A 17,851-nucleotide genomic window follows, 5' to 3' on the forward strand; every position below is an offset into this window, starting at 1 on the left:
CGTCAGATGTGTATAAGAGACAGGTTCCGTGTCAGTGGTGGCGCATTATAGGGAGTTTATTCTCCCTGACAAGAGGAAATTTAAAATATTTTATCGCTCGCTAACTTTTTCACCAGATTGTTTATGAATACGCCATAAAAAGCCTGTTCTGCTGTTTTTACCACCGATCCAGCACGTCAAATGGCATACTAAAAGAAAGATAAATAATAGGAATGGCTTTATGTCTCTAAGCGCACAGCAACTAGCAGCTCAAAAAAATATCTCCTGGGTTTTGGCTGAAAAGATAGCTCAGAAGATATTAACCGGTGAATATCCCCCGGAAAGCATCCTCCCAGGCGAAATGGAGTTAGGGGAGATTTTCGGCGTCAGCCGGACAGCCGTTCGCGAAGCGGTAAAAACGCTCTCAGCAAAAGGAATGCTTCTTCCTCGCCCACGCATAGGCACCCGCGTGATGCCACAGGCCCACTGGAACTTCCTCGACACAGAGCTTATTTCCTGGTGGCTGACCGCCGATAACTTCCAGTCTGTCATGAAACACTTCCTGGTACTGCGCCGCAGCCTCGAACCACAGGCGTGTATGCTGGCGGCAACGCTCGGTACCGCCGAACAGAAAGCGCATTTAAATACCTTAATGGAAGAGATGGCCCAACTGGAAAAATCGTTCGATCGCGAACGCTGGATTGATGTTGATACATCATGGCATGAACATATCTATGAGATGAGTGCGAATCCCTTCCTGACCTCATTTGCCAAACTCTTTCATTCGGTGTACCACATTTATTTCACCTCGATTACCGAAGATGAGGTGATTGAGCTGGATAGCCACCAGGCTATTGTCGATGCAATTCTGGCCGGAGATGGTCAGCAGGCGTTGACGGCCTGCCAGGCATTATTAAACGCACCGCATATTCGTGCGGCAGTCTGAAGGACAGCGAATGACTGAAATGAAAGCGCGGAGTATGGCTGGCCTTCCTTGGATAGCCGCCATGGCCTTCTTTATGCAGGCGCTGGACGCTACTATTTTGAATACCGCGCTCCCCGCAATCGCCCATAGTCTTAATCGCTCGCCGCTGGCGATGCAGTCAGCCATCATCAGCTATACCCTCACCGTGGCGATGCTGATCCCGGTGAGCGGCTGGCTGGCTGACCGCTTTGGCACCCGTCGCATCTTTATGCTGGCCGTGAGCTTGTTTACTTTAGGCTCACTGGCCTGCGCGCTATCGACCTCATTATCTGAGCTGGTTATCTTCCGCATCATTCAGGGCGTAGGCGGCGCGATGATGATGCCCGTTGCTCGCCTGGCATTACTCCGTGCTTACCCGCGTAGCGAACTGCTGCCGGTACTTAACTTTGTCACCATGCCGGGGTTAATCGGCCCAATCCTGGGTCCGGTACTCGGCGGCGTATTCGTCACCTGGGCCACCTGGCATTGGATTTTCCTGATCAATATCCCCATCGGCATCACCGGGCTACTGTATGCCCGCAAATATATGCCGAACTTCACCACGCCGAAGCGGCGCTTCGATCTCTCCGGCTTTCTACTATTCGGTTTTAGTCTGGTGTTGTTTTCGATTGGGATGGAACTGTTGGGTGAGCAGATTGTGGCAAGCTGGATTGCCTTGATGGTAGTGCTTTTCAGTCTTCTTCTATTACTGGCGTATATCCGCCATGCTCGCAAGCACCCGTCACCACTGATCTCATTGTCATTATTTAAAACACGCACCTTCTCCGTCGGTATCGCTGGTAACCTGGTGACTCGTTTGGGTACCGGCTGCGTACCGTTTTTGATGCCGCTGATGCTACAGGTGGGATTTGGTTATCCGGCGTTAATCGCCGGCTGCATGATGGCGCCAACGGCCATCGGCTCTATTATCGCGAAATCAACCGTCACTCAGGTACTGCGTCGGTTGGGCTATCGGAAAACATTGGTTGGCGTGACGCTGTTTATCGGCGTGATGATTGCTCAGTTCGCACTACAGTCACCAACGATGCCGGTATGGTTGTTAATTCTGCCGCTGTTTGTACTAGGAATGGCAATGTCGACGCAGTTCACATCGATGAACACCATTACGCTGGCGGATTTAACCGACGACAACGCCAGCGGCGGTAATAGCCTGTTGGCCGTGACGCAGCAATTGTCTATCAGTCTTGGGGTGGCTATCAGCGCCGCAGTGCTGCGCTCATATCAAAGCCTTGAAGGAGCGACGACTATCGATCAATTCCACTATACCTTTATCACCATGGGCGTTATCACGGTGATCTCGGCATTGATGTTTATGCTGCTAAAAGTCAAAGATGGGCGAAACCTGATTAAGGAAAAACACTAACCTTAAACGGAGCCGCGAACCACCAGCTCGGGCGTCAGCTGCATACGCTGCTGTTTTTGCCCGGGTTGGGCAATACGGTGAATGAGTACATCTATCGCCAGCTCGCCAAGTTCATCTTTCGGTTGATGAATCGTGGTTAGCGGTGGCGTCATATAGCGCGCCAGCTCAATATCGTCATAACCGATCACCGCCACATCCTGTGGAATACGCAGCCCAGCCTGATACAGTGACTGATAGACGCCCACCGCCATCGCATCATTCCCCACAAATACCGCATCAGGGCGCACTGGGTGCATTAACAACTGCTGCATAGCGTCGAAGCCGCCGCCAAATTCAAAGTTGCTGGTGATTTCATACCCTTCAGGGATCGGCAGCTGCGCGTTTTGCATCGCTTCCCGATAGCCTTCGAGCCGCAGACGTGCAGGGGTTTTATCCAGCGGCCCGGCGATGCAGGCAATCCGGGTATAGCCTCGTTCGATAAGATAGCGCGTGGCCATGTCGCCACCGAGCAGAGAATTATCCTGAATCAGATCGCTATCACCGTCGAATGGTGCCCAGTCCATCATCACGGAAGGAATAGAAGGGTAGCGTTGCATGATTTCCAGCGACGGCTGGTGCGTTTCGGTACACAGCAGCAGCAACCCATCAACGCGTTTTTGCATCAGCGTCTCAAGATTGCGGTTCATCCTTTGCTCATCGCCTTCGGTATTACACAACACCAGACTGTATCCACGTTCAAAGCAGCTACGTTCAACGCCTCGCACCAGTTCGGAGTAGAACGGGTTGGTACTGGCAGTGATCAGCATCCCGATGGTTCGAGTCTGATTCAGCTTGAGACTACGCGCCAACGCGGATGGCGCGTAGTTGAGCTGTTTAATCGCGGCATCAACTTTCCCGGTAACGGCATCGCTGACAAACCGGTCTTTATTAATGACGTGAGATACCGTAGAGGTGGAAACGCCCGCCAGGCGAGCAACATCCTTCATCGTGGCCAAGCGTTACCCCTGTTGACGTAAGAATTCGTCGATTTCGTCACGCCAAGGAACAGAAGGCTGTGCACCTTTGCGCGTTACGGCGATAGCTGCCGCTGCATGGGCGAAGCGAAGCGCATCAGCCAGCGGAGTATTTTCCAGCAGCGCTGTCATCAGCGCGCCGTTAAAGGTATCGCCCGCAGCAATGGTATCAATGGCCTGAACTTTAAAGCCCGGTACGCGGCGGCCTTCGCCTTTTACGCTGGCCCATACGCCGCGGCTGCCGAGTGTAATAATGACCGTGTCGATGCCTTTCTCGTGCAGAACCTGCGCGGCTTTCACAGCATCGTCATCGTTTTCAACCCGCACGCCGGTCAGCTTCTCCGCTTCCGTTTCGTTCGGGGTAATAATATCCACCAGCGACAGCAGCGTATCCGGCAGTTCGCGCGCCGGGGCAGGGTTTAATACCACCGTCGTTTGGTTCTGATGGGCAATCTGTGCGGCCAGCAGTACGCTGTCCAGCGGGGATTCGAGCTGCATTAACAACGCATCGACCTGCGCGATTCGCTCGCGTTGGGCTTCAACTAAAGCAGTAGATAACGCGGCGTTAGCACCGGCATGGATACCGATGACGTTTTCACCTTCGCCGTTCACAAAGATCAGTGCCACACCCGTTGACTCACCAGTGATGGCGCTCACGGGAGCCACGTCAATACGGTCTACTTCCAGCTGTTTACGAATACGTTCGCCAATATCGTCTTCGCCGGTACAGGCGATAAACGCGATATCTGCACCGCTACGTCCGGCGGCAACCGCCTGGTTAGCGCCTTTGCCACCAAAAGCGACCTGATAATGGCTACCGGTGACGGTTTCGCCCGGCGTCGGGAAAGATTCAAGATTCAGAATATGATCGGCATTGATGCTGCCAAGGACGACGAGTTTGCCTGCGGTTTTCATTTTCAGAGTGTCCGGTAAGATGCGCCACCGGACAACCGGTGGCGCGTGCCCTGCTTTTCTTATTGATGTTGTCCATCAGGCTATAGCAGCCTGAATCGCATTCGCGTTATTACTGCTTGATAACCAGCTTCAGGTCAACTGGATATTTTGCCTGTACTTTTTCGCCTTTCAGCACTTTATCAGCGGTTTCAACGCCTTTAGCACCGATCTGGTCAGGCAACTGGGCGATAGTCGCCGCCAGTTTGCCATCATTTACCGCTTTTTCGCCATCCGGCGTGCCGTCAAAGCCAACCACCATCACATCGGATTTACCGGCAGTTTGCAGCGCACGCAGTGCACCCAGCGCCATTTCATCATTCTGAGCGAATACCGCTTTCACGTCAGGATGAGCAGTCAGCAAGTTCTGCATAACGTTCAGGCCTTTAGTACGATCGAAGTCAGCGGGCTGGCTAGCCAGTACATTGAATTTGTGTGCAGCCACCGCCTGCTGGAAACCTTCACCACGCTCGCGCGCAGCGGATGTCCCGGCAATGCCCTGCAGTTCGATGACTTTAGCGCCTTCACCTTCTTTCTTCGCGATATAGTCGCCGGCGATTTTGCCACCCAGAACGTTATCGGAAGCGATGTGGCTGACAACGTCGCCCTTAGAGGCTACGCGGTCCAGAGTAATGACCGGAATTTTCGCCTGGTTTGCCATCTTGATGGCGTTACCCACCGCGTCGGAATCGGTTGGGTTGATCAGCAAAATTTTAGTACCGCGAACCGTTAAATCCTGAACGTTAGCCAGCTCTTTCGCCGGGTTGTTCTGAGAGTCCAGAACCACCAGGTTGTAACCCAGTTTATCGGCTTCTTTCTGTGCGCCATCCTTCAGGGAGACGAAGAATGGGTTATTCAGGGTAGAGATAACCAGAGCAATGGTGTCTTTTGCCATTGCGTTCGCGCTGACGGTAGCGCTCAGCGCAACCGCGGAAACCAGGGTAGCCAGTTTTTTCATGTTCATATCTAAGATGTCCTGTAGTGTCGTTAGTTACTGCTTTTTGTTGTCCACCAGCACCGCCAGCAAAATCACGACTGCTTTAACGATCATCTGGTAATAAGAAGAAACACCTAACAAGTTCAAACCATTATTCAGAAAACCAAGAATCAGCGCACCGATAAGCGTGCCGACGATACGACCCTTACCGCCTGCCAGGCTGGTACCGCCCAGCACCACCGCCGCGATAGCATCCAGCTCATAGCCAGTACCCGCAGTAGGCTGTGCCGAAGAGAGTCGAGCAACTTCAATAATGCCCGCCAGCGCCGACAGTAACCCGCACAAAGAGTAGACGATAATTTTGACTTTATTCACGCTGATACCGGAGAGGCGAGTTGCCGCTTCGTTACCGCCCAACGCATAAATATAACGACCCAGACGGGTGTGGTGCAGCATGTACCAGGCCGCGAGGAAGACAATGCCCATGATCCACACCGGCGTTGGGATCCCCAGCGGACGACCGATACCGAACCAACCAAAGACGTCGGCATTATCGGTAAAGCCCGTGTTTACCGGGCTACCGTTGGTGTACACCATTGTCACACCACGCAGCAGCAGCATCATCACCAGAGTGGCGATAAAGGCCTGTACGCGGCCCTTAGCAACAATCACGCCGGTAACGGCCCCGATTGCGGCACCTAATGCGAGTGCGGCAGCAACCGCCACCAGCGCATTGACCTCGATACCCACAATCGACGCGGCGACCGCGCCGGTCAACGCCAGCAAAGAACCGACGGACAGGTCGATCCCTGACGTTAAAATGACCAGCGTCATCCCAACCGCCATGATCGCATTCACGGAAGTTTGCTGCAGGATGTTGAACAGGTTATTGACGGTAAAAAAGTTTGGGCTCATGGTCGATACAACCGCTATCAGCACCAGCAGGGCAATTAGCGATTTTTGCTCCAGCAGCCATGCTTTGGTGAAATAGCGGCGACCTGCCACAGACTGGGTTGTCATCTTTTTTACTCCTGGTTCACGCGGTTAAGCTTGCCCACTGCGGCAGCCATTAATACTTCCTGGGTGGCCTGCTCGCGTGAGAACTCACCGCCGAGATGCCCTTCATGCATCACAATAATGCGATCGCTCATCCCCAGTACTTCCGGCATCTCGGAGGAGACCAGAATGATGCTCAGGCCGTCAGCCTTGAACTGGTTGATAAGCTGATAAATTTCTTTCTTCGCGCCCACATCGACACCGCGCGTTGGCTCATCGAGGATCAGCACTTTAGGACGGGTCATCAAACCGCGTGCAATAGCGACCTTCTGCTGGTTACCGCCGGACAACAGACCAATAGCCTGTTCCATGGAGGGGGTTTTGACGTTGAACAGACGGATAAAGTCACCGACCGCCTGTTGTTCATCTTTGTGCTTGAGGCTACCACCCGCGCGGCTAAAATAGCGTAGCGCGGTCAACGACATGTTCTCTTTAACCGACATGCCCAGCACCAAACCGTCACGCTTACGGTCTTCAGAAATGTAAACGATGCCGTTTGCCAGGCCATCCTGCGGAGAGCGAGTTACCACTTCATGGCCGTCGAGCGTCACATAACCGCTGGTACGCGGCAGCGCGCCGTACAGGACTTTCATCAGTTCCGTACGCCCCGCGCCCATCAACCCAGCAACGCCCAGAATTTCACCTTTGCGCAGGGTAAAGGAGACGTTTTCGACGCCCGACCCACACAGCGCATCGACCTTCAGGCGAGTCTCGCCGGGTTCTTTATCAAGACGTGGATATTGATCTTCGAGCTTACGTCCCACCATCATTTCGATCAGCAGATCTTCGTTGAGGCTGGCCACTTCGCGCTCGGCAATAAACTGCCCGTCGCGGAAGACCGTCACATCATCGCAAATCTCGAAAATCTCTTTCATACGGTGGGAGATATAGACAATGCCGCGGCCTTGCGATTTTAGCTCGCGGATAACGCGGAACAGAGATTCGGTTTCGGTATCGGTTAGCGCATCCGTCGGTTCATCCATAATGATGACTTTCGACTCAAAGCTCAGCACCTTAGCTATTTCAACCATCTGCTGATCGCCAATCGACAGTTCGCCAACCAGACGATCGCTCTTAAAGCGGAGATTCAGTTTCGCTAACAGAACGTCGGCTTCGGCATACATCTTTTTCCAGTCGATTTTGCCAAAGCGCCCGACAAACTCACGGCCGAGGAAAATATTCTCGGCAATCGTCAGTTGTGGGATCAGGTTCAGCTCCTGGTGGATGATACCAATACCCGCTTCCTGAGAGGATTTTGGGCCGGTGAAGGTGGTTTCTTTACCCAGCCACAACAATGAACCGGCGTCACGGGCGTAGATCCCGGTCAGCACTTTCATCATCGTGGATTTTCCCGCGCCGTTTTCGCCCACCAGCGCCATCACGCGCCCGGAATAGACATTTAACGCGGCGCCGGAGAGGGCCTTCACGCCCGGGAACGATTTATCGATCCCTTTGAGTTGTAAGAGTGCGTCCATGATGGCCTCAGAACGTGACGCCAGCACAGAGAATGATATTCGCATACGGGGAACATTCCCCGCTGCGAATTACCGCCTGACTGTCTGCGGTTTGTTTTTTGAACTGCTCATGCGAGACATAACGAACGTCAATGCAATTTCCCTGGTGTTGTTGCAGTTGCTCAATGTGTTTGAGCAACGTTTCGTGGAGCTGCGGATTATGCTGTTGAATTTCCGCTGCGAGAATGGCGGCCTCTACCTGCATCTCCTGAGTCACTACGCCCAACACCTGCATAAAGGTAGGAACACCCTGGGTTAACGCCATATCAATGCGCGCAGTGCTATGGGGAATAGGTAAACCCGCATCGCACACTACCAGCGTATCGGTATGCCCCAGACGGGAGATAACCGCAGAGATTTCAGAGTTGAGTACCGTGCCTTTCTTCATTTGTTTTCATGCTCCACTAGCGAAACGTTTCGCTAACTTAAGTTTAGTCTCAAGTGCGCGCAGAAAACCATCACCAGGTTATAGAAATGTGATCGCTATCGAAACGTTTCGCAAACCTAAACTGGAGATAAAAAAACGCCCTCCGTCAAATTGAGGGAGGGCGTTGATTGCTTTAGATTTCGACCTGGGTTCCCAGTTCGATGACCCGGTTCGGCGGGATCTCAAACTGATCCGGTGCACGCAGGGCGTTACGCTGAAGCAGCAGATACAGTTTGCCGCGTAGGCGCAGATACCACGGCCGTTTGCCAACTATCAGCGACTCGTGCGACATAAAGAATGACGTCTCCATCATCCGGCAGCTAAGGCCTTCCAGGCCGCAGCGGTGGAACACTTCTTCTACGTTTGGCGTTTCACGCCAGCCGTAACTGGCAACCACGCGCCAGAAGGTAGGCGACAGCTGTTCTATCTGCACGCGGCGAACATTGTGCACATACGGAGCATCTTCGGTACGCAGGGTTAGCAGAATTACGCGCTCATGCAGCACCTTGTTGTGCTTGAGGTTATGCAGCATAGCGAATGGAATGACGTTCAGCGCACGGGACATATATACCGCAGTCCCCGGCACGCGTACCGGCGGCGATTTTTCCAAAGAGGCAATCATCGCCTCCAGAGAATTGCCGTGTTCATGCATACGGCGCAACAGGCGGAAACGCTCACTTTTCCAGGTGGTCATGATGGTGAACATCACCAGACCCAGCGTCAACGGCAGCCAACCACCGGAGACAATTTTGTCGAGGTTTGCCGAGAACAGCGGAATATCGATACACATAAAGGCCACCAGCAGCAGGCCCACAACAAACTTGTTCCAGTGCCAGTTCTTACGTGCCACCGTGGTGAACAGAATGGTCGTCAGCACCATGGTGCCAGTTACCGCGATACCGTACGCCGCCGCCAGATTTGAAGAGTGCTCAAAGCTGATAATGACGATAACGACAGAGATATACAGCAGCCAGTTAATGAACGGGATATAAATCTGGCCGGACTCCATTTCCGAGGTATGAATAATACGCATCGGCGACAGATATCCCAGGCGTACCGCCTGGCGAGTCAGCGAGAAGACGCCGGAAATCACCGCCTGAGAGGCAATGACCGTCGCCAGCGCAGCGAGAATCAGCATCGGAATCAGCGCCCACTCAGGTGCCAGCAGGAAGAACGGGTTTTTAATCGCTTCCGGATGTTCGAGCAACAGTGCACCCTGGCCAAAGTAGTTCAACACCAGCGATGGCAGAACCACCGAGAACCAGGCCAGGCGAATCGGCAATTTACCAAAGTGGCCCATATCGGCATACAACGCTTCCACACCGGTAATCGACAGCACCACCGCGCCCAGCGCGACGAACGAAACCGTTTTGTATTCGAGGAAGAAGTGAACGGCCCAATAAGGGTTTAACGCCTGCAGGACTTCCGGGTTCGCAATAATGCTGCGCGCGCCGAGCACAGCCAGCAGCAGGAACCAGATAAGCATGATTGGAGCAAAGAGTTTGCCCACCATGCTGGTGCCATGTTTCTGGATAGCAAACAGCAGCGTCAGAACGATAATCGATATCGGAACAACCCAGGTCTCGAGATCCGGGGCGATGATTTCCAGACCTTCAATCGCCGACATCACCGAGATCGCCGGGGTAATGACGACTTCACCATAGAAGAAGCTACCGCCGATAAGCCCAAGGATCACCAATAGCGATGTCGTGCGTGCAGACGTGTTACGCCCTGCCAGCGACATCAGCGTCAGGATCCCCCCTTCACCGGCATTATCTGCCCGCATGACGAAGGTAATGTATTTGAGAGATACGGTGAGAATCAGCAGCCAGAAAATGAGCGACAAGAAGCCAAAAACGGCATCCCGTTCAACACCAAAACCAAACTGACCGGACAAGCATTCACGAAGCGTATAAAGAGGGCTGGTACCGATATCGCCGTATACCACGCCAATTGCAGCGAGTGTAATCGCTGATAAAGATTGTTTATTATCAGTGCTCATAGACTAGTCTTTCGTTTAAAAACAAATGTGTGCCTAGTCCCTTGGCCCACCAAAAGCGCACAGTATGCACGATTAACGTCAAAATCGTACCCCTTAATTGCGTCATCTTAACCTGCCTCAATAAATGGCGAGGTTCTTTTCAGGCTATTCACCGCCAGACTTAAGCGTCTATACTCAGCCAGTTAGCTGATTACATGGCGAAAGGACGCAGGTTAATTATGGCCCAACCACATTTATTAGCAGAAAGAATTTCGCGTCTAAGCAACGCGCTGGAAAAAGGGTTATTTGAGCGTAGCCATGCTATTCGCCTGTGCCTTCTGGCGGCGTTGAGCGGCGAGAGCGTCTTTCTGCTCGGCCCTCCCGGAATTGCCAAAAGCCTGATTGCCCGTCGCCTGAAGTTCGCCTTTCAGCACGCCCGAGCGTTCGAGTATCTGATGACCCGCTTCTCCACGCCGGAAGAGGTCTTTGGCCCGCTGTCTATTCAGGCCTTAAAAGATGAAGGCCGTTATGAGCGCCTGACTGCCGGTTATTTGCCGGAAGCAGAAATTGTCTTTCTTGATGAAATCTGGAAAGCCGGCCCGGCGATTCTGAATACCCTGCTTACCGCCATTAACGAGCGTCACTTCCGTAACGGTGCCAGCGTAGACAAAATCCCCATGCGACTGCTGGTTACCGCATCAAACGAACTACCGGAAGCCGAAAGCAGCCTTGAAGCGCTGTACGATCGTATGCTGATACGCCTGTGGCTCGACAAAGTGCAGGATAAAGGCAATTTCCGCTCCATGCTGATTAGTCAGCAGGATGAAAACGACAATCCTATCCCTGCCAGCCTTCAGGTTACTGATGAAGAGTACTTCCAGTGGCAGAAAGACATTGGCAGCATCAAACTGCCGGACACGGTTTTTGAGCTGATCTTTAGCCTGCGACAGCAGCTGGATAATCTGCCCAATGCACCTTACGTCTCCGATCGTCGCTGGAAAAAGGCGATCCGCTTACTTCAGGCGTGTGCCTTTTTCAGCGGCCGTGATGCGATAGCGCCTATCGATCTGATCCTGCTACAGGAATGCCTGTGGCATGACGCAGAAAGCCGGAATCTGCTGCAACAACAAATAGATATTTTGATGACCGGACACGCGTGGCAGCAGCAAGCCATGCTTAATAAACTCGGCACTATCACTCAACAGCGCTTACACATCCAGCAGCAGCAAAGCGATAAAACGGCGCTGAAAGTCACGCGTTTGGGCGGAATGTTTAGCCGTAAACCGCACTACGAACTGCCGCCAGAAGTGCAGTCACCAACGGTGACGCTCCTGCTGCAAAAGCCGCTCAAACTGCACGATATTGAAGTGATTCATATTACCTTCGAACGTCAGGCGCTGGAAAACTGGCTGGAGAAAGGCGGTGAAATTCGCGGAAAACTCAACGGTATTGGCTTTGCGCTGACGTTGAATATGGAGGTCGATGCGGCTCAACACCTGGTGGTGCGAGATGTGAGCCTACAGGGCTCTCGCCTGTCGCTGCCAGGAAGCAGCACGCCGGAAAATATGCCCGCCGAAATTCGCCAACAGCTCACCGCTCTTGATGAAGAATGGCACCAGCAGCACAACCGCTTTAGCGAGCAGCAGAAGTGCCTGTTCGTGAATGAAGAGTGGTTAGGCCGTATTGAGGCTAGCCTGCAGGATGTCGCCGTCCAGATCAAACAGGCGCAGCAATGCTGACCATTGATACGCTCAACATGATGCTGGCGGTCAGCGAAGAGGGGATGATCGAAGAGATGATCATCGCTTTGCTGGCCTCACCACAGTTGGCGGTCTTCTTTGAAAAATTTCCACGTTTAAAAAGCGCCATCACCGAAGATCTCCCACGGTGGCGCGAAACCTTTAAAAATCGACTGAAAGGCGCGCCAATACCGCAGGAGCTGGAAGAGGAGGTTATCTGTTATCAGCAGAGCCAGCTGCTATCGACGCCCCAATTTATCGTCCAGCTACCGCAAATCCTGACGCTATTAAAACGGGTTCAGTCCCCTTTTACCGAGCAAGCTCAGCAGCTTATTGCCAACAATGCGACCTTTACTCCCGCGCTGCACACGTTATTTCTTCAACGCTGGCGGCTAAGCCTGGTGGTTCAGGTGACGTCACTTAACCAGCAGATGCTCGAAGAAGAGCGCGAACAGTTACTCAGCGAAGTGCAGGAACGCATGACCTTAAGTGGTCAACTGGAGCCGGTGCTGGTGGATAACGACAGCGCCGGCGGGCGACTATGGGATATGAGCGCCGGACAGCTCAACCGCGGCGATTACCAGCTGATCGTCAAATACGGAGAATTTCTCAGCCAGCAGCCTGAGCTGATGCGTCTGGCAGAACAGCTGGGGCGCTCGCGCGAGGCAAAATCAGTGCCGAAGAAAGATGCACCGATGGAGACTTTCCGCACGCTGGTCCGCGAGCCGTCAACGGTGCCAGAACAGGTCGATGGCATTCAGCAAAGCGACGATATCCTGCGGCTACTCCCGCCAGAGCTCGCCACGCTGGGTATCACCGAGCTGGAATATGAGTTTTATCGCCGGCTGGTAGAAAAGCAACTATTAACCTACCGGCTGCACGGCGACGCCTGGCATGAGAAAGTGACCGAGCGCCCGGTGGTTCATCAGGATGAAGATGAACAACCACGCGGCCCTTTTATCGTCTGCGTGGATACTTCCGGATCGATGGGCGGCTTCAACGAACAGTGCGCCAAAGCGTTTTGCCTGGCGCTGATGCGCGTCGCGCTGGCGGATAATCGCCGCTGTTACATCATGCTGTTCTCCAGTGAAGTTGTACGCTACGAACTCACTTCGCCGCAGGGGCTGGAGCAAGCCATTCGCTTTTTAAGCCAGCGTTTTCGCGGCGGTACGGATATGGCGAGCTGCTTTCGTGCCATTATCGAAAATCTGCAAAACCCACAGTGGCAGGATGCCGATGCGGTAGTCATTTCTGATTTTATTGCCCAGCGGTTGCCGGATGAGGTGGTGAAAAAGGTGGGGGATCTGCAGCATAAGTACCAGCACCGTTTTCACGCGGTGGCGATGTCGGCACATGGCAAACCCGGGATCATGCGCATTTTCGATCATATCTGGCGCTTTGATACCGGGTTAAGAAGCCGCCTACTGAGACGCTGGCGGCGTTAACGATCGTTACAACAGAGAAGAGACGCTTTCACGAACCTGCGTTGGCCACACGCCGCACTGTACCTGGCCAATATGAGAAAGCTGCAGCAGAAGCATCGTCAGACGCGACTGGCCAATCCCACCGCCGATGGTCTGCGGCATTTCGCCGCGAAGCAGCGCCTGATGCCATTCCAGCTGCAGACGATCTTCATCACCGGTCAGCTGAAGCTGATGTTTCAGCGCTTTTGCATCAACGCGAATGCCCATTGAAGAGAGCTCAAATGCGTCTTCCAACACCGGGTTCCACACCAGGATATCGCCGTTGAGGCCTGCAAAGCCGCTGGCTGATGGAGTGCTCCAGTCGTCGTAATCCGGTGCACGCACGTCGTGACGTTGGCCATTAGACAGTTTACCGCCAATACCGATAAGGAATACGGCACCCAGCTCTTTGGCGATAGCGCGCTCACGGCCCTTCGCATCCAGCCCCGGATAACGGCTCAGCAAGGTTTCGCTGTGGACGAAGTGGATCTGTTCTGGCAGGAACGGTGTCAGACCAAACTCTTTGCTCACAGCGGCTTCGGTTTCTTTGATACCCGCCCAGATAGCTTTGACGGTGCTTTCCAGCGTACCGACGTGGCGTTCTTCATCACCCATCACGCGTTCCCAGTCCCACTGGTCAACGTAAACAGAGTGAATAGCGGTCAGTCTATCTTCATCGGGGCGAAGGGCTTTCATGTGCGTGTAGAGCCCTTCGCCCGCGCTGAAGTCGTGTTGTCCCAGGGTTTGACGTTTCCACTTCGCCAGTGAATGAACCACTTCGAACTGGGCATCTGGCAGTGTTTTCACTTTCACCTGAACCGCCTTCTCGCAACCAGACAGGTTATCCTGCGTCCCGTCCCCCACGCGGCTTAAGATCGGCGCCTGAACTTCTACGAGCCCTAGCTTCTCTTCCAGCTGACGGGAAAAATGGGATTTAACGAAACTAATCTGGCGTTGTTTTGCGATGTATGCGGTTTTCATTATTTTTACTCCTGCGTCCTGTTGCCATTGATTAAGCAACAAAATAGGCCACCAATACAATAATCAAACAATAAAAAGCCTTACTCACTTTTGATTCATCAAAATAAAGAGCTAAAATAGATTTAATCGTTAATCATCATAAGAAAAACCAATGGAAAATTATCAAATCGACAATCTGGATCGCGGCATTCTCGACGCCCTCATGGCGAACGCACGCACCGCCTATGCCGAATTAGCCAAACAATTCGCCGTCAGCCCCGGAACCATTCACGTACGCGTAGAGAAAATGAAGCAGGCGGGGATCATCACCGGCGCGCACGTGGATGTCAGCCCCAAACAGCTGGGTTATGACGTCGGCTGCTTTATAGGCATCATTTTAAAGAGTGCAAAAGACTATCCTTCCGCGCTGGCACGGCTGGAAAGCCTCGATGAAGTCACCGAGGCGTACTACACCACCGGCCACTACAGCATCTTTATTAAGGTCATGTGCAAATCGATCGATGCGCTTCAACAGGTACTTATCAACAAGATCCAAACAATTGATGAAATTCAGTCCACCGAAACGTTGATCGTGCTGCAGAACCCGATTATGCGCACCATCAAGCCATGATCGGCTTTTTTAATCCCACATTTTTCCACAGGTAGATCCCAGCTCGTTCACAGCGTACAATACGCCCTCTTTATATAGGTGGGCGATCATGGCAGATATCACTCTTATCAGCGGTAGCACTCTTGGCAGTGCGGAATATGTAGCAGAACATCTGGCAGAAAAACTCGAAGACGCCGGTTTTTCCAGCGAAATGCTGCATGGCCCAATGCTGGATGAGTTACCAAGCGAGGGGATCTGGCTGGTGGTCAGCTCCACGCATGGTGCAGGAGATATTCCTGACAACCTGCTTCCTTTATATGAAGCATTACGCGAGCAGAAACCGGATCTTTCTCAGGTTCGCTTTGGGGCAATCGGAATTGGCAGTCGTGAATACGACACGTTCTGTGGCGCCATCGACAAACTTGAGACCGAATTGAAGGCTTGCGGAGCCAAACAGATTGGCGAAACACTTAAGATTAATGTGCTCGAACATGAGATTCCTGAAGATCCGGCCGAAATATGGGTGGGATCGTGGCATCTTTTGCTCAGAGATTTGTAAAGATCGAAATTTATTCTGTGGATAACACTGGTTAAAAGCTTGGATCAACCGGTAGTTATCCAAAGAATAACTATTGTCTGGTTTTTGACCTGTGCATAACCCTTCGTTTTGATCCCAGCTTATACGGAATAGGATCACCGATCATTCACAGTAAACGATCCTTCTTAAATGGTTGATCTTAAATTCCGGATCGGACTTATCCACAGATACCTGCGATCCTAATAAGAGATCACAATAGAACAGATCTCTAAATAAAAAGATCTTCTTTTTAATACCCAAGATCCGAACCCTTTCTCCATCGACTAAAGTTGAGTAGAATCCACGGCCCGGGCTTCAATCCATTTTCACACCGCAGTACGCGAGGCAAACCACCATGTTTTATCAGGATCCTTTTGACGTCATCATCATTGGCGGGGGTCATGCAGGCACTGAGGCCGCAATGGCCGCAGCGCGAATGGGTCAACAGACTCTGCTTTTGACACACAATATCGACACGCTGGGGCAGATGAGCTGCAACCCGGCGATTGGCGGCATTGGGAAAGGACACCTGGTAAAAGAAGTGGATGCTCTTGGCGGCCTGATGGCAACGGCTATCGACCATGCCGGCATTCAGTTTAGGATACTAAACGCGAGCAAAGGGCCTGCGGTTCGCGCTACCCGAGCTCAGGCGGATCGTGTGCTCTATCGCCAGGCGGTACGCACGGCGCTGGAAAACCAGCCAAACCTGATGATCTTCCAACAGGCGGTTGAAGATCTGATTGTTGAGAACGATCGTGTTGTGGGTGCAGTAACCCAGATGGGACTGAAATTCCGTGCTAAAGCTGTCGTTCTGACAGTCGGAACGTTCCTCGACGGCAAAATCCACATTGGTCTGGATAATTACAGCGGTGGCCGTGCTGGCGATCCGCCATCCATTCCACTGTCCCGCCGCCTGCGTGAACTGCCGCTGCGCGTAAGCCGTCTCAAAACCGGAACGCCACCGCGTATTGATGCACGTACCATCGATTTCAGCGTTCTGGGTCAGCAAAACAGCGATAATCCGCTGCCGGTATTCTCATTCCTGGGCAAAGCATCTCAACATCCACGCCAGATGCCGTGCTACGTGACGCACACCAATGAAAAAACCCATGACGTGATCCGCAATAACCTTGATCGCAGCCCAATGTATGCGGGTGTGATCGAAGGGATCGGCCCGCGTTACTGTCCGTCGATCGAAGACAAAGTGATGCGCTTTGCCGACAGGAATCAGCATCAGGTCTTCCTCGAGCCGGAAGGACTGACGTCTAACGAAATTTATCCAAACGGCATCTCCACCAGCCTACCGTTTGATGTGCAGATGCAAATTGTCCGCTCCATGCAGGGGATGGAAAATGCGCGTATCGTTCGCCCTGGCTACGCCATCGAGTATGATTTCTTCGATCCGCGCGACCTGAAGCCTACGCTTGAGAGTAAATTTATCCACGGTCTGTTCTTTGCCGGTCAGATCAACGGTACGACAGGTTACGAAGAAGCCGCCGCACAGGGGATGTTAGCCGGTCTGAACGCCGCACGACTGTCTGCTGAGAAAGAGGGCTGGGCTCCGCGTCGCGACCAGGCCTATCTGGGGGTACTGGTCGACGATCTCTGCACGCTGGGCACCAAAGAACCGTACCGTATGTTCACGTCCCGCGCGGAATATCGTCTGATGCTGCGTGAAGACAACGCCGATCTGCGACTGACTGAAATTGGTCGTGAGCTGGGTCTGGTGGATGACGTCCGCTGGGCGCGGTTCAATGAGAAGCTGGAAAACATTGAGCGTGAACGTCAGCGCCTAAAATCCACCTGGGTTAACCCATCGGCGGAAACTGCAGCCGAAGTGAATACTCACCTAAGCGCGCCATTGACCCGTGAAGCGAGCGGAGAAGATCTGCTGCGTCGCCCAGAAATGACCTACGAACAGCTGACGTCTCTGACTCCGTTCACTCCTGCGTTGGAAGATGCGCAGGCGGCAGAACAGGTGGAAATCCAGGTAAAATACGAAGGCTACATTGCACGTCAGCAAGACGAAATTGAGAAGCAGCAGCGCAATGAAAACACCTTGCTGCCTGCAACGCTGGACTACCGCCAGGTAAACGGTTTGTCTAACGAAGTGATCGCCAAGCTTAACGATCACAAACCGGTGTCTATCGGTCAGGCCTCGCGTATTTCTGGGATCACACCAGCGGCAATCTCAATTCTGCTGGTATGGCTGAAAAAACAGGGGTTACTGCGCCGTAGTGCGTAATCGCGCCGTTCACCCGGCACTTTGGCGAACGCTCATGCGCTCGCCCTATTG

General features: G+C 52.9%; 15 protein-coding genes. 7 read left to right on the forward strand and 8 right to left on the reverse strand.

The annotated features are described in order from the left end of the window. The first annotated feature begins 220 nt into the window (after positions 1 to 220). Together KP80_RS15515 and mdtD are read left to right on the forward strand one after the other, a co-directional pair. Positions 221 to 925, forward strand: coding sequence for a FadR/GntR family transcriptional regulator (locus KP80_RS15515; RefSeq protein WP_052284552.1), 705 nt, complete (start codon positions 221 to 223; stop codon positions 923 to 925). A gap of 10 nt (positions 926 to 935) precedes the next feature. Next, the gene (gene mdtD, locus KP80_RS15520) at positions 936 to 2,327 is read left to right on the forward strand and encodes a multidrug transporter subunit MdtD (RefSeq protein WP_052284553.1); all 1,392 of its coding nucleotides are present in this window, start codon (positions 936 to 938) and stop codon (positions 2,325 to 2,327) included. 2 nt (positions 2,328 to 2,329) lie between these two features. Here the strand turns inward: mdtD and rbsR are convergent, their stop codons facing one another. The 7 genes from rbsR to kup form a co-directional block, all read right to left on the reverse strand. After that, positions 2,330 to 3,322 carry a ribose operon transcriptional repressor RbsR gene (gene rbsR / locus KP80_RS15525; RefSeq protein WP_156315675.1) on the reverse strand — a complete coding sequence of 331 codons (993 nt, stop codon included), beginning with the start codon at positions 3,320 to 3,322 and terminating at the stop codon, positions 2,330 to 2,332. 3 nt (positions 3,323 to 3,325) lie between these two features. After that, entirely contained in the window at positions 3,326 to 4,255 is a 930-nt protein-coding gene (rbsK, locus tag KP80_RS15530; protein WP_052284554.1) for a ribokinase, read from the reverse strand. A gap of 109 nt (positions 4,256 to 4,364) precedes the next feature. Further along, positions 4,365 to 5,255: a ribose ABC transporter substrate-binding protein RbsB gene (gene rbsB, locus KP80_RS15535; protein WP_052284555.1), complete on the reverse strand. Its 891-nt coding sequence runs from the start codon at positions 5,253 to 5,255 to the stop codon at positions 4,365 to 4,367. A 27-nt stretch (positions 5,256 to 5,282) separates the two neighbouring features. Next, the gene (rbsC, locus tag KP80_RS15540) at positions 5,283 to 6,248 is read right to left on the reverse strand and encodes a ribose ABC transporter permease (RefSeq protein WP_052284556.1); all 966 of its coding nucleotides are present in this window, start codon (positions 6,246 to 6,248) and stop codon (positions 5,283 to 5,285) included. A 5-nt stretch (positions 6,249 to 6,253) separates the two neighbouring features. Next, on the reverse strand, positions 6,254 to 7,759 hold the full coding sequence (gene rbsA, locus KP80_RS15545) for a ribose ABC transporter ATP-binding protein RbsA (protein WP_052284557.1): 1,506 nt from the start codon (positions 7,757 to 7,759) through the stop codon (positions 6,254 to 6,256). Between the two features lie 7 nt (positions 7,760 to 7,766). After that, positions 7,767 to 8,186 (reverse strand): D-ribose pyranase, encoded by a 420-nt coding sequence (gene rbsD, locus KP80_RS15550; RefSeq protein WP_052284558.1) that lies wholly within the window; start codon positions 8,184 to 8,186, stop codon positions 7,767 to 7,769. 172 nt (positions 8,187 to 8,358) lie between these two features. Beyond that, complete coding sequence (gene kup / locus KP80_RS15555; protein WP_052284559.1) at positions 8,359 to 10,227, reverse strand: low affinity potassium transporter Kup; 1,869 nt, start codon at positions 10,225 to 10,227, stop codon at positions 8,359 to 8,361. A 218-nt stretch (positions 10,228 to 10,445) separates the two neighbouring features. Between kup and ravA the strand changes: the two genes are divergently transcribed. Further along, positions 10,446 to 11,945, forward strand: coding sequence for an ATPase RavA (gene ravA / locus KP80_RS15560; RefSeq protein WP_052284560.1), 1,500 nt, complete (start codon positions 10,446 to 10,448; stop codon positions 11,943 to 11,945). Continuing rightward, the gene (gene viaA / locus KP80_RS15565) at positions 11,939 to 13,390 is read left to right on the forward strand and encodes an ATPase RavA stimulator ViaA (RefSeq protein ID WP_052284561.1); all 1,452 of its coding nucleotides are present in this window, start codon (positions 11,939 to 11,941) and stop codon (positions 13,388 to 13,390) included. Before ravA ends, viaA begins: the two co-directional genes overlap by 7 nt. A 6-nt stretch (positions 13,391 to 13,396) precedes the next feature. On the opposite strand, the gene asnA is transcribed toward viaA, so the two are convergent. After that, positions 13,397 to 14,389 (reverse strand): aspartate--ammonia ligase, encoded by a 993-nt coding sequence (gene asnA / locus KP80_RS15570; RefSeq protein ID WP_052284562.1) that lies wholly within the window; start codon positions 14,387 to 14,389, stop codon positions 13,397 to 13,399. 151 nt (positions 14,390 to 14,540) lie between these two features. On the opposite strand from asnA, the gene asnC reads away from it, so the two are divergent. The 3 genes from asnC (at position 14,541) to mnmG (ending at position 17,800) form a co-directional block, all read left to right on the forward strand. Continuing rightward, positions 14,541 to 14,999 carry a transcriptional regulator AsnC gene (gene asnC, locus KP80_RS15575; protein WP_052284563.1) on the forward strand — a complete coding sequence of 153 codons (459 nt, stop codon included), beginning with the start codon at positions 14,541 to 14,543 and terminating at the stop codon, positions 14,997 to 14,999. A gap of 88 nt (positions 15,000 to 15,087) precedes the next feature. Beyond that, positions 15,088 to 15,537, forward strand: coding sequence for an FMN-binding protein MioC (gene mioC, locus KP80_RS15580; RefSeq protein WP_052284564.1), 450 nt, complete (start codon positions 15,088 to 15,090; stop codon positions 15,535 to 15,537). A 373-nt stretch (positions 15,538 to 15,910) separates the two neighbouring features. Beyond that, positions 15,911 to 17,800: a tRNA uridine-5-carboxymethylaminomethyl(34) synthesis enzyme MnmG gene (gene mnmG, locus KP80_RS15585; RefSeq protein WP_052284565.1), complete on the forward strand. Its 1,890-nt coding sequence runs from the start codon at positions 15,911 to 15,913 to the stop codon at positions 17,798 to 17,800. Positions 17,801 to 17,851: the final 51 nt, after the last annotated feature.

Source organism: Kluyvera genomosp. 1 (genome assembly GCF_001266615.1).
GTDB lineage: Bacteria > Pseudomonadota > Gammaproteobacteria > Enterobacterales > Enterobacteriaceae > Kluyvera > Kluyvera cryocrescens_A.

Coding starts and splice junctions, on each gene's coding strand:
- ravA (WP_052284560.1), top strand. CDS start 10,446: ATGGCCCAACCACATTTATTAGCAGAAAGAATTTCGCGTCTAAGCAAC.
- rbsK (WP_052284554.1), bottom strand. CDS start 4,255: ATGAAAACCGCAGGCAAACTCGTCGTCCTTGGCAGCATCAATGCCGAT.
- mioC (WP_052284564.1), top strand. CDS start 15,088: ATGGCAGATATCACTCTTATCAGCGGTAGCACTCTTGGCAGTGCGGAA.
- viaA (WP_052284561.1), top strand. CDS start 11,939: ATGCTGACCATTGATACGCTCAACATGATGCTGGCGGTCAGCGAAGAG.
- rbsC (WP_052284556.1), bottom strand. CDS start 6,248: ATGACAACCCAGTCTGTGGCAGGTCGCCGCTATTTCACCAAAGCATGG.
- rbsD (WP_052284558.1), bottom strand. CDS start 8,186: ATGAAGAAAGGCACGGTACTCAACTCTGAAATCTCTGCGGTTATCTCC.
- mnmG (WP_052284565.1), top strand. CDS start 15,911: ATGTTTTATCAGGATCCTTTTGACGTCATCATCATTGGCGGGGGTCAT.
- KP80_RS15515 (WP_052284552.1), top strand. CDS start 221: ATGTCTCTAAGCGCACAGCAACTAGCAGCTCAAAAAAATATCTCCTGG.
- kup (WP_052284559.1), bottom strand. CDS start 10,227: ATGAGCACTGATAATAAACAATCTTTATCAGCGATTACACTCGCTGCA.
- asnC (WP_052284563.1), top strand. CDS start 14,541: ATGGAAAATTATCAAATCGACAATCTGGATCGCGGCATTCTCGACGCC.
- rbsB (WP_052284555.1), bottom strand. CDS start 5,255: ATGAACATGAAAAAACTGGCTACCCTGGTTTCCGCGGTTGCGCTGAGC.
- rbsA (WP_052284557.1), bottom strand. CDS start 7,759: ATGGACGCACTCTTACAACTCAAAGGGATCGATAAATCGTTCCCGGGC.
- asnA (WP_052284562.1), bottom strand. CDS start 14,389: ATGAAAACCGCATACATCGCAAAACAACGCCAGATTAGTTTCGTTAAA.
- mdtD (WP_052284553.1), top strand. CDS start 936: ATGACTGAAATGAAAGCGCGGAGTATGGCTGGCCTTCCTTGGATAGCC.